At 61.2% G+C, this 14,250-nt stretch carries 13 protein-coding genes; 9 read left to right on the plus strand and 4 right to left on the minus strand.

All coding sequences use genetic code 11. The annotated features are described in order from the left end of the window. Window positions 1-4 precede the first annotated feature (4 nt). From VHX65_03990 to rsfS, 9 genes are all read left to right on the plus strand, one after another. On the plus strand, window positions 5-547 hold the full coding sequence (locus VHX65_03990) for an HIT domain-containing protein (GenBank protein HEX3997694.1): 543 nt from the start codon (window positions 5-7) through the stop codon (window positions 545-547). A 177-nt stretch (window positions 548-724) separates the two neighbouring features. Beyond that, the gene (locus VHX65_03995) at window positions 725-1,759 is read left to right on the plus strand and encodes a PIN domain-containing protein (GenBank protein ID HEX3997695.1); all 1,035 of its coding nucleotides are present in this window, start codon (window positions 725-727) and stop codon (window positions 1,757-1,759) included. Between the two features lie 295 nt (window positions 1,760-2,054). Beyond that, complete coding sequence (hisF, locus tag VHX65_04000; GenBank protein HEX3997696.1) at window positions 2,055-2,843, plus strand: imidazole glycerol phosphate synthase subunit HisF; 789 nt, start codon at window positions 2,055-2,057, stop codon at window positions 2,841-2,843. Window positions 2,844-3,103: 260 nt separating this feature from the next. Beyond that, window positions 3,104-4,258 carry a PilT/PilU family type 4a pilus ATPase gene (locus VHX65_04005; GenBank protein ID HEX3997697.1) on the plus strand — a complete coding sequence of 385 codons (1,155 nt, stop codon included), beginning with the start codon at window positions 3,104-3,106 and terminating at the stop codon, window positions 4,256-4,258. Then, window positions 4,258-6,030 (plus strand): ATPase, T2SS/T4P/T4SS family, encoded by a 1,773-nt coding sequence (locus tag VHX65_04010; protein HEX3997698.1) that lies wholly within the window; start codon window positions 4,258-4,260, stop codon window positions 6,028-6,030. The genes VHX65_04005 and VHX65_04010 overlap by 1 nt, the downstream gene beginning before the upstream one ends. Before the next feature lie 64 nt (window positions 6,031-6,094). Next, a complete protein-coding gene (locus tag VHX65_04015) occupies window positions 6,095-6,724 on the plus strand; it encodes a CvpA family protein (protein HEX3997699.1) in 630 nt (209 codons plus the stop codon). Between the two features lie 823 nt (window positions 6,725-7,547). Further along, window positions 7,548-8,852, plus strand: a complete 1,305-nt coding sequence (locus VHX65_04020) for a hypothetical protein (protein ID HEX3997700.1) — start codon at window positions 7,548-7,550, stop codon at window positions 8,850-8,852. A 198-nt stretch (window positions 8,853-9,050) separates the two neighbouring features. After that, the gene (locus VHX65_04025; GenBank protein ID HEX3997701.1) at window positions 9,051-9,974 is read left to right on the plus strand and encodes an aminotransferase class IV; all 924 of its coding nucleotides are present in this window, start codon (window positions 9,051-9,053) and stop codon (window positions 9,972-9,974) included. A 175-nt stretch (window positions 9,975-10,149) separates the two neighbouring features. After that, window positions 10,150-10,557 (plus strand): ribosome silencing factor, encoded by a 408-nt coding sequence (gene rsfS / locus VHX65_04030; protein ID HEX3997702.1) that lies wholly within the window; start codon window positions 10,150-10,152, stop codon window positions 10,555-10,557. A 139-nt stretch (window positions 10,558-10,696) separates the two neighbouring features. Here the strand turns inward: rsfS and fmt are convergent, their stop codons facing one another. The 4 genes from fmt to VHX65_04050 all read right to left on the minus strand — a co-directional run bounded on the left by fmt (window position 10,697) and on the right by VHX65_04050 (window position 14,214). Then, a complete protein-coding gene (fmt, locus tag VHX65_04035) occupies window positions 10,697-11,680 on the minus strand; it encodes a methionyl-tRNA formyltransferase (GenBank protein HEX3997703.1) in 984 nt (327 codons plus the stop codon). A gap of 29 nt (window positions 11,681-11,709) precedes the next feature. After that, window positions 11,710-12,291 carry a peptide deformylase gene (gene def / locus VHX65_04040; GenBank protein ID HEX3997704.1) on the minus strand — a complete coding sequence of 194 codons (582 nt, stop codon included), beginning with the start codon at window positions 12,289-12,291 and terminating at the stop codon, window positions 11,710-11,712. A gap of 107 nt (window positions 12,292-12,398) precedes the next feature. After that, entirely contained in the window at window positions 12,399-12,866 is a 468-nt protein-coding gene (locus VHX65_04045; GenBank protein HEX3997705.1) for a universal stress protein, read from the minus strand. Between the two features lie 178 nt (window positions 12,867-13,044). Then, a complete protein-coding gene (locus tag VHX65_04050) occupies window positions 13,045-14,214 on the minus strand; it encodes a DNA topoisomerase IV subunit A (GenBank protein HEX3997706.1) in 1,170 nt (389 codons plus the stop codon). Between the last annotated feature and the right edge of the window lie 36 nt (window positions 14,215-14,250).

The raw sequence follows: 14,250 nt of genomic DNA on the forward strand, positions 1-14,250 counted from the left end.
CATTTTGTCGCACGACCAATTGTGGGCCCCCTGGCGTTTGGGCTATATCCAGGGCAGCAATCCGCCGCCCGCCGATTTCCAGCGCCCGATGCAGTGGCTTGCCGGCGCCGATCAGGAGTGTTTTCTCTGCCGTTCGGCCGCCGATGCCGACGATCGCGCGAACCTCGTCGTCGCCCGCGGAAGTCATTCCATCGTGCTCTTGAACCGCTATCCCTACAACAATGGCCATCTGCTCGTCGCGCCGCGGGCCCATCAGGCATCGCTTGCCGAGGTGAGCTCGGAAACGCATCTGGAAATGGTGCAAAGCATCGCCCGCATGGTCGATTTGTTGAAAGAGCAGATCAAGGCAGACGGATTTAACATCGGGCTGAATCTGGGGCGCGTCGCCGGGGCAGGCGTCCCGGGCCACTTGCATTGGCATATTGTGCCGCGCTGGCACGGCGACACGAATTTCATGCCGGTGGTGGCCGATCTCAATGTGATTCCGCAATCGCTGGAAGCGCTTCTCTCGTTGCTGCACGACGCTCTCGCCGCCGGCCAACGTTAAGGCAACTCGAAGCGCTGCTCTCGAAACGCTCCGTTTGTGCGGCAGCTCCCGCATTGCCGGCCGCCGCTGGCAAGCCGGTGGTATTCGACTAAGATAGATGGCAGGCCAGTTCTCCTTGCAAAATGACTTCTTGTCGGAATGGGTTTGCGGCTTTTTCTCCGTCCTCTGGGGCAATCAATGTCCAACGTTTCGCTCGTCGCTCTACGGTTGGTGTTCGTGCTCGTGGCGATCGGTCTGGGCGTCGGGCTCATCAATTCGGGAATCCTGCCTTCGAGCCCGGCGTGGATCCCGTGGATCGTGTTTGCCGGAGCGGTTTTGCTGTCGGTGGGGGTCATCGCCGTCGATCAACTCGTGCCGCGAAAGCAGTTGGAAACGATCTCCGCCGTCTACTTCGGCTTGGTCGTGGGGATGTTTCTGACCTACGTCGTGCGGTTGGCCCTCAGCCCGCTGCTCACCAATCCGAATGCCCCGGTGATCCTGTGGATCGATTCGGCGCTCGGCACTCTGCTCTGCTATACGTGCATCAGCGTGCTCTTGCAGACGAAAAACGATTTCCGCTTCATCATTCCCTACGTCGAGTTCGCCAAGGAGGTGAAAGGCCGCACGCCCTATGTGCTCGACACCAGCGTGGTGATCGACGGCCGAATCGCCGACGTCGTCGAAACGCATGTTCTCGATCACCAATTGGTCATGCCGCAATTCGTCATCGCCGAACTGCAAGGCATCGCCGATAGCAGCGACCGGCTTCGCCGCAGCCGCGGCCGCCGCGGATTGGATGTGCTCAACCGACTGCGGGCCAATGCTCGAGTGGAACTGATCATCTTCGATCGTGACTTGCCCGAGTTCGCAGGCCAAGCCGTCGATTTGAAGCTGGTGTTCCTGGCCAAGCATCTGCACGGCAAAGTCGTCACGAACGACTACAATCTCAATAAGGTGGCCAAGCTGCACGGCGTCGGCGTCATCAATTTGAACGACGTTGCCAACGCCCTCAAACCAGTGTTTCTCCCCGGCGAGACGATCGAGGTGCGGATCGTCAAGCCAGGCGAGGAAGCGGGCCAGGGGATCGGCTATCTCGACGACGGCACGATGATCGTCATCGAAGGAGGCCGGGAACACATCCATCACACGGTTCGCGTCGCCGTCACCAGCGTGCTGCAAACCAGCGCCGGGCGAATGATCTTCGGCCGCTGTGAAGCGCAAGTGAAGGTGTGAGGCAATTGCGGATGTGCCGCGGCTCGCAGGCCGGTTTCAACGCAACTCTCGTGGCCAGACGGGGTTCCTCGATTCGAGCTCGCCCGGCGGGTTGACCCGGTTTGGCGGGCGATTTACAGTGGACGATTGCTGGCCGAATGAATCGGCGACTACGGAACAGTCACAGTGCTTCGCCGCCAGGGCTGGTCGGCGATGACTCCCAAAATTGGCTGCCGAGGGCCCGTTGCCGCAGCCGTCGGGCTGGAAAGCCCGGCCTACTGTAGCCATCGGGCTGGAAAGCCCGACCTACGCATTTATGCTTGCAAAACGAGTCATTCCCTGTCTCGATGTCGACCGCGGACGAGTCGTCAAAGGAACGCGGTTCCTGAATCTCCGCGACGCCGGCGACCCGGTCGAAGTCGCCGCGCGCTACGAATCCGAAGGGGCCGATGAACTCGTGTTTCTCGATATCACCGCCAGCCACGAAGGCCGGGCGATCATGCTCGACGTGGTGCGCCGCACGGCCGAAGTCGTGTTCATGCCGCTCACCGTCGGCGGCGGCATCCGCTCGCTCGACGATATCCGCGCGCTGTTGAATGCCGGCAGCGACAAGGTGTCGATCAATTCGGCGGCGGTGCGCGATCCCGATTTTGTTCGCCAGGCCGCCAGCCGATTTGGAAATCAATGCATCGTGGTGAATATCGACCCGAAGCGCATCCAGCGCGACGGCCGCGAGCTGTGGGAAGTGCATATCAACGGCGGCCGCATCGGCACGGGCCTGGAAGCGATTGCCTGGGCGAAGGAAGTCGAACGACTCGGCGCCGGTGAAATCGTGCTGACCTGCATGGATGCCGACGGCACTCAGAACGGTTTCGATTTGGAGATTACCGCGGCGGTGAGCCAGGCCGTTTCGATCCCCGTCGTGGCCAGCGGCGGGGCGGGCCGGCCGGAACATTTCGTCGATGCGATCCGCATCGGCCATGCCGACGCGGCGCTCGCCGCGGGAATTTTCCACTTCGGGCAATTCACGATTGCCCAAGTCAAGCAGCGAATGCACGACGAAGGCATTCCGGTTCGCTGGGCCACGCAACCCGCCGCGGCGTAATGAGAGAGCACTGGGCGGGCCAGTACCGGACGGTGGATCATGAAACGAAACAAGCCCATTGTAGTAGGCACACTCCGTGTGCCGTCGGCGCGCCGCGGCGCGCCGCACGCCGTAAGTCTGTTCCACGCATTGAACCGCAGACGGCACACGGAGTGTGCCTGCTACTTTGGCTGCGCCATGCCGCACTATTCCGCCGCGAAGAAGTAGAAGAGACAGGGGCTAGTTGCTAAGCGTTTGAGTCCATGAATCCACGACAAGCCATGATCGATGTCGAGGCCGGCGACCCCGGCGACGAGCAAGTTCCGCCGAAGCGTTCGGATCTGGAAATCGACAAACTGTTTCGCGCGCTGGTGAAATTGGAAGGGAGCGATTTGCACCTCAAGGTCGATCGGCCCCCTTACGTTCGCGTGCGCGGATCGCTGCGGCCAATGAACCGCGGCCCGATCGACACCGAAGAAATGCAGCGGATGTGTTTCGCGCTCATGGACGATCGGAAGCGCAAGATCTTCGACGAAACCGGCGGCGTCGATTTCGCGCACACCACTGAAGTCGACGGCAACCTGTGGCGCTTTCGCGTCAATTTCTTGCAGCAGCAGGGCAAAATCGGCATGGTCGCCCGCCGCGTCAACCGCAGCATCCCCGACTTCGCCAAGCTCAATCTTCCGCCGATCATCGAAGATCTTTGCAAATTCGATCAAGGCATGGTTCTGCTGGCCGGCGTCACCGGCTCGGGCAAATCGACCACGATCGCTTCGATGCTCAATTGGATCAACGCCAACTATCGCAAGCACATCCTGACGCTCGAAGACCCGATCGAATTCACGTTCACCGAAGACAAATGCCTGATCAACCAGCGCGAGATCGGCATCGACGTGGTCAATTTCGAAATCGGCATGAAGCACGCGGTGCGCGAAGATCCCGACGTGATGCTCGTCGGTGAAATGCGCGATAAGGAAACGTTTCTCACGGCGATTCAAGCCGCGGAGACGGGCCACCTGGTGTTCGGCACGATCCACGCCGCCAGCGCGCCGTCGACGATCGGCCGTATTCTCGACCTGTTTCCGCAAGACATGCATCCGGCCCTGCGCAGCGCCATCGCCTTCAATATGAAGGCCATCGTCGCGCAAAAACTGCTGCCGTCGATCGCGCCGGGCGTGGGCCGGGTGCCGACGGTCGAGATCATGACCTTCAACGCCACGGCGCGCAAGCTGATTCTCGAAGAACGCGAAGAAAAACTGTCCGACTTGATCCGCATGTCGGCACGCGAAGGAATGCAAGATTTCACGATGAGCTTGAAAAGCCTCGTAGACAAGGATTTGATCGACCGGGCTGTGGCGTTGGAAGTGGCGCCGAATGTAGAGGCGCTCAAGATGGCACTCAAAGGCATCGACGTGTCGCAACCCGGAATTCTTTGATGGTTCGTTTTTTCCGCGCGCTGCCGGCCGCGCTGCTGCCCGCCGCGCTCGTATTCGTGGCCGGCGCCCAATCGGCGCTGGCCGATGCTAGCTGGCCGAACGAAGATACGGATCATCTCGTACGCGGCCCCGGCGGCTATTTGAGCGTGCCGAAGTTGCTGTTCTGTTGGCTACTGTTCTCACTGTGGGTGCGCACGGTCGATTGGATCAACCACGACGTGCAGCGGAACCGGTTGAGCTACGCGGTTTGGAATTCGGCCGCCTTTTTCAGCTTCGTGGCCGCGTTCGTGTTGCTGTGGGTGCTGCCGTGGTTCTGGCTGGCGGCCTTCCTTATGGTGGCGGCCTATGCCGGTCCGCTGGCGGGATACGTCGTCGTGCGGAATCGATCCGTTTCCTCCGAACGACGCGTGTTTACGCGCGATCATCTTCGCCATGTGCTCGCGGAGAAAGGGAAGTTGCTCGGCTTGAAAATCAGCGCGGAGAAGCAGGATCCGCGCAGCCTCGGTCCGGCCGTCACCTTTGCCCCCAAAGGGGGCAAAACCGATCGCGACAACGCGGCCAATCTGCTCTTGGCTCGCCAATCGCCCGGCTTTCCCGCCGCGCGCCGTTTGATCGCCGATGCCCTCGAGCACCGGGCCGACGCCGTCTTGCTCGACTACACGGCCCAGGGCGTAACCAGCCGGCTGCAAATCGACGGCGTGTGGCACAATCATGAGCCCTACGAGCGGGCCGACGGCGACCCGATGCTCGCCGTGTTCAAAACCATCAGCGCGTTGAATGTCAACGAGCGCCGCGCCAAGCAGGAAGGCGCTTTCGACGCGGAGTTCAACAAAGCCAAACGAAAGTGCAGGATCGTCAGCCAAGGAACGCAGACGGGCGAACGAATCTTGCTGCAATTGCCCGAAGCCGCAACCAAGAAATGGACATTCGAAGAACTCGGCATGCGGGCCAAAGTCGAAGAGCAGTTTCGCGCGCTGCGCGATCAGCCGCAGGGGATCATTCTCTTTTCCGCGCCCCCCGGCGGCGGTTTGAGCACGATCCTGGACACCGGGATTCGTGCGCTCGACCGCTTCCTGCGCGATGTGGTCGTGGTGGAAGATGCCGTGCGCCGCGTACACGAAATCGAAAACGCGGCAGTGACCACGTTCAACAGCGCCGCCGGTGAAACGCCGATGAGCGTCTTGCCGAAACTGGCCCGGGCCTATCCGAATATTTATGTCCTCCGCGAGCTGCCGGATGCCGACACGATCAATTTTCTCTGCGCGCAGACGAAGGAAAGCCGGCTTTCGCTCGGCGGATTGCGTGCCAAGGAATGCGCCGAAGCGCTGCTGCGCGTGTTGGTGATGAAGGTGCCGGCGCGAACCTTTGCTCCGACCGTGATCGGCGTGGTCAACCAGCGATTGATTCGCAAACTGTGCGAGAAGTGCAAGGAATCGTATGCTCCGACGCCCGAATTGCTCAAGCAACTTGGCTTGCCGGCCGGCCGCGTCACGGAGCTATTTCGCCCGCCGACGCCGCAGCCCGACGAAAAGAAGCCGCCCCCTCCGTGCGGAGAATGCCAGGGCATCGGCTATCTCGGCCGGACGGGCATTTTCGAACTGTTGGTCGTCAACGACACGGTGCGCGAAGCGTTGGTGAAATCGCCGAAGCTGGAAATCGTGCGGGCCGCCGCCCGCAAGGCCGGCATGCGATTGCACCAAGAAGAAGGGATTGCGCTAGTGGCCCGCGGAGTGACCTCCGTCGCCGAATTGATGAGAGTGTTGAAGGGATAGCAAGGCAGGAATTGCCAATCCATTTCCAAATCGGCTTGCGGTTTCGCGCGTCGGAATGAATCTCATGAATTATCTGAATATCGCCCTGATCCTGATTTTTTTTGCCGTGCTGGCGCAGTTGGTGCGCGAGGGGCTGTGGAGCAACGCCATCAAGCTGTTCAACGTGATGACGGCGGCGATGCTGGCGACCAACTATTTCGAGCCGCTTGCCGATTGGCTGACCGCGAAGCAGCCGACGTTTACCTACGTCTGGGATTTGATTTCAGTGTGGGCGATTTTTTGCGTTTCGCTGGTCGTGATGCAGGTGATCACCGATCGGCTGTCGAAGGTGCAGGTGCGGTTCAAGAAGCCGGTGGAAGCGGCGGGCGGAATTTTCTTCGCCTGTTGGGTCGGTTGGCTGATGATCTGTTTCACGACCTTTACGCTGCACCTCGCCCCGATGTCGCGCAGCTTTTTGGGCGATTCGTTCGGAACATCGCCCGACGATCAAGTCTTTTTCGGCTTGGCGCCGGACCGGAAGTGGCTGGCCTTTATGCACAGCATGTCGCTCGACGGCTCGCTGGCCAAGAGCCGCGCGGCCGGAGACAGGCAAACCAACGTCTTCGATCCCGACGCCGATTTCATCTTCAAATACGCCGCCAGCCGCGAACGCTTCGAGCATCAACTCGATATCCGCACGCGGGATCAGCGGTGATGAAAGGCTAAAGACGACGGGCTACTGACTACAGGTTTCATGCGGCGGACCTGCCGGTCTATTTCCGCTGGCACGTCCGTTTTCGTGCCCTTTCGCGTCTTTCGTGGTTCCCTGTCCTCGTATCCGCCCGATCCGTGTGATCCGTGGTTTTCTGATTCTCGGAAGCGAGACGCATTAAACGACAGCGGGCCGGCCGCGTTCAGGATGGCGCGACCGACCCACCGTCTTCTTCAGCAGCGTTCGACCCGAGCGGGCTATCTGCCCGGGAGAAAGCTATATTCGCCGCCAGGACCGGGCAACGCTCCGTCGCCCATCCCGCATGTGGCGCAACCGCCCGACCCGCACGATTCGCATGCGCCGCATGACTCGCAAGGCTTGCATGCCGTGCACGGGCAGCGGTCGCGGCGCCAAAAGGCCCAGGAGGATCCCGAGCCGCACGTGGTGCAACCGCTAGCGCCGGCGGTCGCGAACGCTAGAACCACTAGAAGCAGAAGCTTTTTCATCGTCGGTATCTCCATTACGAAGCGGAACCCTTGGCCGAGAGCTTCCGGCTGAACAAGAAGACCGGCATTGCGTGGCAATCGCACGATTCCGGCGGATTCTGCCGGTTGCTCGCAGCCGGTCTTCTTTTTTCAACGCGCCTCGCGGGCCAAGGAACTCTACCTCACGGCGAATGATGTGCAACCGCAACGCTGTGGAATTTTCTCGATGCGATGTTTCGCAAATGCAACGCCCCGACGTTGAACAAGTGCTACACTTTCGCAGGGCCGGTGGCGATGGTGATGCGGCGGCTCCGATCCTCTCTCGCAGAATCTCAGACGCTATGAATCCCCGCCGACGAATTCATTTCTTACCGCGCAGCATGATGCTGTACATCAGCGCGACGTTCGCACTATTGGTTTTCAGCGCGGCGGCGCCGCTCAATGCCGATGCGCCGCCGGCAAAACCGCCGTTCGCCGCGGCGACGACAAATGTTGCGAATCCGAGTGCGGCAGGCGCGACATCGAATGTCGCCGAGGCGACGGACAGCGATGCGCCGCTTCCGCCCGAGCCGCCGGTGCTTCACATTCCACCAGCTCCCCCGAGCCCAGCGGCGGCAGCGGCGAATGTTTCGCCGTCCGATTCTTCGCCGCCTGCATCCTCGCCAGCCGAAACCACGCTGACGATTCGCGCCGGCGAGCCCGTTCTACGTTCAATCGCGCGGCCCGGCGATCAGATCTGGCTCATCAGCACTCGGCAGCTCGGCTGCGGTGTGTGTTTGGACGGCGATCCCGACTTGCAATTCTGGCACTACGAAAATGGCAACTGGCAAGCGGCGGATCTCAAGGCGTTTCTGGCGGCCGACGATCCGCACGCGCCGACCGATTTCTATATCCACGGCAACGCGAACACCGCCGAAGACGCGAACGACCATGGCTTCTGCGTCTATCATCAACTGACCGACGGCACCGCGAAAGATCGGCCAATTCGCTTCGTCATCTGGTCGTGGCCGACCGATCCCGGCCGCCATCCGGTTCAGCTCATCCGCAGCCATGCCTATCGGGCCGACACCGATGCCTGGTATCTCGGCTGGCTGCTGAGCCGGATGAATCACCGGGTGCCGATCGGTATCGCCGGCTACAGTTTCGGGGCTCGCGTGGCCACCGGCGCCATCCATTTGATGGGCGGCGGTGAACTGCTGGGCTCAACACTGAAGCTCGATCCCAAGGCAGGGCGGCCAATGATTCGCGCCGTGCTCCTGGCGGCCGCTGAAGACGATGGCTCGCTCAATCCCGGCGCCCCAAACCAAATGGCGATCCCCACGCTCGATCGCCTGCTGCTGATCAATAACGGTTGCGACAGCGCGCTGAAGCATTATCCGCTGATGGATCGTTGCACGCGCCCGTCGGCGCTGGGCTACGTCGGCTTGGCCACCAACGATCCGAAGATCGAGCAATGCGACGCCTGCTCGATCGTCGGCACCGAACACGTCTGGTCGCACTATTTCTGCAGCGAATGTCTGGTAGCGCGGATGCGGCCTTATCTGTACCTGGCCGATTTGCCACCGCTCCAGTCGGCGTCGGGCGTGGTGAAATCCAGCAGCAAACCTGCGGTCGCGACCACGACGACGCTGGTGGTGAAGCCGTAGCATCGCGGGCCGAAGCCGCAGTCGAAGAAAGTTCCTAAGCGGCGGGTAGACAAAAGTCGCCGGTTCGGAAAGACTTTATTGAAGGCTGGATTGCCGGGTGAAACGTCGAATCGCCCGCAGACACTGGCAGACTGCGCTTGCCAGTGGCACACGACCGAACAGGACGATCAACAGCACAAACCTGTTGCGCCGCAAGGCATGCCCGAACCAATTGCCTATCTGAACGGCAAAATGCTGCCGGCCCGCGAAGCCGCGATCCCGGTCGACGATGCCGGCTTCGCGCTGGGGACCACGATCACCGAGCAGCTTCGCACGTTCGGCGGCCGACTGTTTCGCGCCGACCGTCATTTCGAGCGGCTGGCGAATTCGCTTGCCATCTGCGGTATCGAAGCCGGGTTGAAGCGTGAAGATTTCGGCCGCATCGCGCAGGAACTGGTGGAACGCAATTATCCGCTCGTCGAGCTCGGAGATGATTTGGGACTCTGTGTTTTCGTTACGCCGGGCGCCTATGCGGCCATTTCGTCCGGCCGGCGCAGCGGTCCGACGGTCGGCCTGCATACGTTTCCGCTCGCGTTCGAACTATGGGCGGCGCGCTATGCGGAAGGCGTGAGTCTCGTGGTCACTGCGGTCGAGCAGGTGTCGCAGCATTGCTGGCCCGCCGAGCTGAAGTGCCGCAGTCGGATGCACTACTATCTGGCCGATCGGCAGGCCGAGGCAATCGAGCGCGGGGCGCGGGCGCTGCTGCTTGATGCACAAGGAAACGTGACAGAAAGTTCGACCGCGAACCTTGTCATCTACGTGTCCGGCCAAGGCTTGGTGGGCCCGCCACGCAGCGACGTGCTGCCGGGAGTGAGCCTCGAGGTGGCGATCGAGTTGGCGCGCGGGTTGTCGATCCCGTATTCCGAACGCCGCTTGCTGCCGGCCGATGTGGCCACCGCGGGCGAAGTTTTTCTCACCAGCACGCCCAATTGCCTGCTACCGGTGGTTCGGTTTGCGGGCCGAGCGATTGGCGACGGCCATCCGGGGCCGGTGTTCAGAAAAATTTCGGAGGCGTGGAACGGATTGGTCGGCCTCGATATCGCCGCCCAAGCGGTGCGGTTTTCGCGGCGTTATGGGAAATAGCGTGTGAGGCATGGTGCGGGTGGAAAACGCGTTTGGGCCGCGCGAACCCAGGGAAGGCTGGCGGCGTCGGTTCTAATGGCAGATGCTCGCGCAGCCTTCCCTCGGCTTCTGGGGAGGGTACAATAAAGCGAGTGGTTGGAACCAGGGACTCGTCAAACCGTTGAGAGGGCCACATTTGGCTAGCTCCATCATTCATCGGACGGCCGCCCAGGCGGAACGTCCCGACGGCAGCCTGCAACTGGCCTTGACCGTCGCCGGAATCGCCGAGGAAAACCGAGGTCGCGACATCGTCATCCTCGACATGCGGCAGCAAACCGCCATCTTCGACTATTTCGTGCTGGCCACCGGTACCAGCCGCCGGCAGCTTCACTCCATCAGTGAAGAGATCGACCGGGTTCTCCAGGACACGCTCGGCGATCATCGCCTCGGCATCGAGGGCTATGTCGATGGCCGCTGGATCCTGCTCGACTACGGCGACGTGGTCGTGCATCTGTTCGACGAACAATCGCGCGAATACTACGATCTCGAGCAATTGTGGTGCAGCGCGAAGCGCGTGCCATGGGTCGCGCCGACCACCGGATAGGCAGCCGATCGCGGCCGCCATGCCTCGGCGACTCCTCAAAACAGTAGCCCGAAGCGTGAGCGAGGAAGAGGCCGCGACGTCTGTCAACGATTTCCTCACTAACGCTTCGGGCTAGTGTGCCGATTGGCGAGTGCACGGCCTACGTTTCTTCGCCGAATCGATCGCCGGGGCGAATCGCATGCCCGCGCAGGAATTCAACCGCGGGCATCGATTTTCTGCCCGCGGCTTGCAGCCGCTCGATTGCGATCGAACCATCGCCGCAGGCAACGATGAGTTCCGGCGTGGTGGCGATCACGGCGCCCGGCGCAGCGCCAGCGACCGCGTGGCCCGGTCGAACGGCAATTTCGTGGAGCACAATCCGCATCGAGGAACCATCGGTTGGGTGCCAAAAGGAATAAACTTTCGGCCAAGGCTGCATGGCGCGAAACTGATTGAAAATGGCCGCCGCTGGGCGATGCCAGTCGATCAAGCCATCGCTCGTTTTCAACCGCGGGGCCTTCGAGGCCAGGGCCGGATCTTGCACGATTCCCGCGTTCGGCCGGCCGCCCGTGAGTATCGCAATCGCCTCCTCGATGGCCTCGGTCCCCAAGGCGGCGAGCCGTGGCTCTAGTTCGGCTGCCGTTTCGCTCGGACCGATCACAAGCCAGCGCTGCACGAGCACCGGTCCCGCGTCGAGCTGCGGCGTCATGTGAATCACGCTAACGCCGGTCTGCGTTTCGCCGTGATAAATGGCCCATTGGATCGGGGCGGCGCCGCGATATTTCGGCAACAGCGAGCCGTGCAAATTGATGCCGCCGAGCCGCGCCAAGCCCAACACATCGCGCGAGAGAATTTGGCCGAAATCGCAGACAACGAACAGGTCCGCGGCGTAGCAAGCCAGCCGCTGGTGCGAATCGGCCGAGTTCACGTCATCCGGCGCGAACACCGGCACGCCATGCTTTTGGGCCGCGGCCCGCATCGGATTCTGCACCGCCCCCGCGCGACCATGCACCGGCCGATCAGGCCGTGTCACTAATCCGAGAACGGTTCGCTCGGCCGCCAACAGCCCTTCGAACATGGGCACGGCGAACGGCCCTGTGCCCATGACCAATATCCGTAATGAGCGATCTTCGACAGCATTCATGGGGATCTACTTCGTCGGCTGTCGAGCGATCAGGTGCGCAGCTTTTCCAATTCCTGCCAGCGGGCGGCAATATCGGCGTCGCTGGGGATGTGGCCGCGCTCGCGGCCGGCCGCAAACTCATCTTCAAACTCGCGCAACGAATCGCGAATATCGAGCGCCGCGGTCGTGCTCAGACGATCGATAAACAGCCGGCCGTCGATATGGTCGGTCTCGTGTTGCACGACGCGGGCAAACAGGCCGTCTAGCTCGAGATGCACCGGCTGGCCATTGAGGTCGTAGGCGTCGATATCGATTTTTTCGGCCCGCTTCACCGGGGCATACACCTCGGGAATGCTCAGGCAGCCTTCTTCCGCCTCGACCAGTCCGCGCGGCCGCCGCAGCACCGGGTTCAAGAACACACGCTCCTCGCCCGTCTTCGCATCGCCCGTGGGATTCGTGATAAACAACCGATACGGCAAATCGACTTGATTGGCAGCCAAGCCGACGCCGCGGTGTTGATACATCAACTCGAACATCTGCCGGACGATTTCCCGCAGTTCGGGATCGACCCGCTTGAGCGGTTTGGAAACGCGGCGCAACGTCGGATGCGGATATTGAATAACGCGAAGCATCGCGGGAAAGGGTGAGGGTGAGAGGGGGTAGGAAGCGATGGTGAAAATGTTCCCGCGATTTAGAGCGTAAAAGGCTGCTTCCTGTAGCCTGTAGCCTTCAGCCTTCTTCAGACGAATTCGTGCTCGGGATGGCGGACGGTGAGGACGGGGCAGGGAGCTTTGCGAACCACTTTTTCCGCAACGCTGCCCATCAGCATGTGAGCGATCGGGCCACGGCCGTGGGTGCCCATCACGATCAGGTCGATTTCCTGCGATTTGGCGTAGGTGACGATTTCCAAGAACGGGCTGCCGACGAGCGTCACGATTTCGGCGGAATATTTTTGCCGCTCGGCGTCGGTGAGCACGTGTTCCAGGCGATTGCGGACGGCGTTTTCGATGTCGGCCCTGGCCGTGCCCATGGCAAACGTTTCGCCTTCCGGTGTGGCCCAGGGATAGACGAGCGCGTTTTCATCGAGCACGTGCACCAGATGCAGCCGGGCTCCGAACGTTTCGGAAAAAGCCTTGCCATAGTGTAGCGCGACTTCCGACGGCTCGCTGAAATCGGTCGGCACCAATACTCGCTTGATCGTGATCATCGTAAACCCCTGATACTAGCCCGAAGCGTTAGCGAGGAAGCCCCGCCACGTGGCGCACCCTCGCTAACGCTTCGGGCTGGTGTGGATGTGCATGCCGCAACGCCCACTGGCGCTGCCGCGCCAAGAGAATTATACGCCGATCCGGTTTCGCCGTCGCGGGCCAGCGGGCGGCGGCGGTTCAATCGAGCCAATCCTGGGCGCCTAGCCGGTCGGGGGCATACGTTTCGGTCACGTAGCTGATGTCTTTGGAGATCAGCGATTCGACTTCCAGTTTGAAGCCGTTTCGCAGCATCAGATCGATTTCTTTCTGCCACGCTTTCTTGTCCTTGAACCATGGATAGGCGGCGATCTGCTTGGCCCGTTTGATGTCGCTGTCGTTGAGCATGATTTTCACGCTGTTCGACAGCGTACAGCGCTCGAAATCGATCGACCGCAGGCCGATGAATTTCGCGTCGGGCAGGGCCATCCGTTTCGACTCATAGGCCAGATTGATCGAGCCCTGCTTGAGAACGCTGTAAATGTAATACCCCCAAGGGTCGTTATCGAGCAGGCAGTAGACGGGCAATTTCAGCTCGTTGTGCAGCCGGTAGAGCAACCGCCGCACGCCGCGCGAGGGCTGGCCGCCGCCATGCGTGAGCAGGCAGCCATGCTTGCGCCAGAACTTGTCTTCATTGAACCGCCGCCATACCGTGTCTTTTTCGACGTGCAACACGAATTTCGCGTCGCACTTGTCGAACTGCACGATTTCCGGCTCGCAAATCGACGGGATGCTATATCCGCCCGAGCCCATTCGCGAGCAATCGATCGTGTCGCCGCTATCGATGAGTGTGAGCGGTCCGACCATTCCGCCTCGATTGGAGGCGTACACGTGCAGCTCTTCGCGCAGCGCGTCGAGCGTCACTTCCAAATCTTCGATCACGGGATCGCATTCGTTCTGATCGGCAAAGGTTTCTTCCTTCGTGCCTTCGATCGTGTGTTTGAGCAGGTAGAACAGACCTCGGATGCTGGTCGTCTTGCTCTGATCGATGAGCGCCTTGCAGCCGCTGGCCACGAGCAGCGTTTGCATGTAGCTCTTGGCTTGCGACAGGTTGAACAAGTGCCGGCGGTTCTTGGCGCTGCCCATCTCGATGAATCGCCGCTGCTTGTTGAAGCGGATATTCGAGAGGCTGCGGGCGGGGATATCGAGATGCGGATCGCGCTTCTTCTCCGCCGACACGACCACTTCATCGGCCAGCCCGACGATGCTTGCCAACGTTTTTTGATCGCGCGGATTGAGCGACGCCGGATCGACGGACGCTTTATCGGAAGAAGACTTCTCGGCAGGCGGTTTCGCTCGTTTTTTGCTCATTGCACGAATTGCTTTTCAGATGGGATGGCGGGGCAC

The organism is Pirellulales bacterium (genome assembly GCA_036267355.1).
Taxonomy (GTDB): Bacteria; Planctomycetota; Planctomycetia; order Pirellulales; family DATAWG01; genus DATAWG01.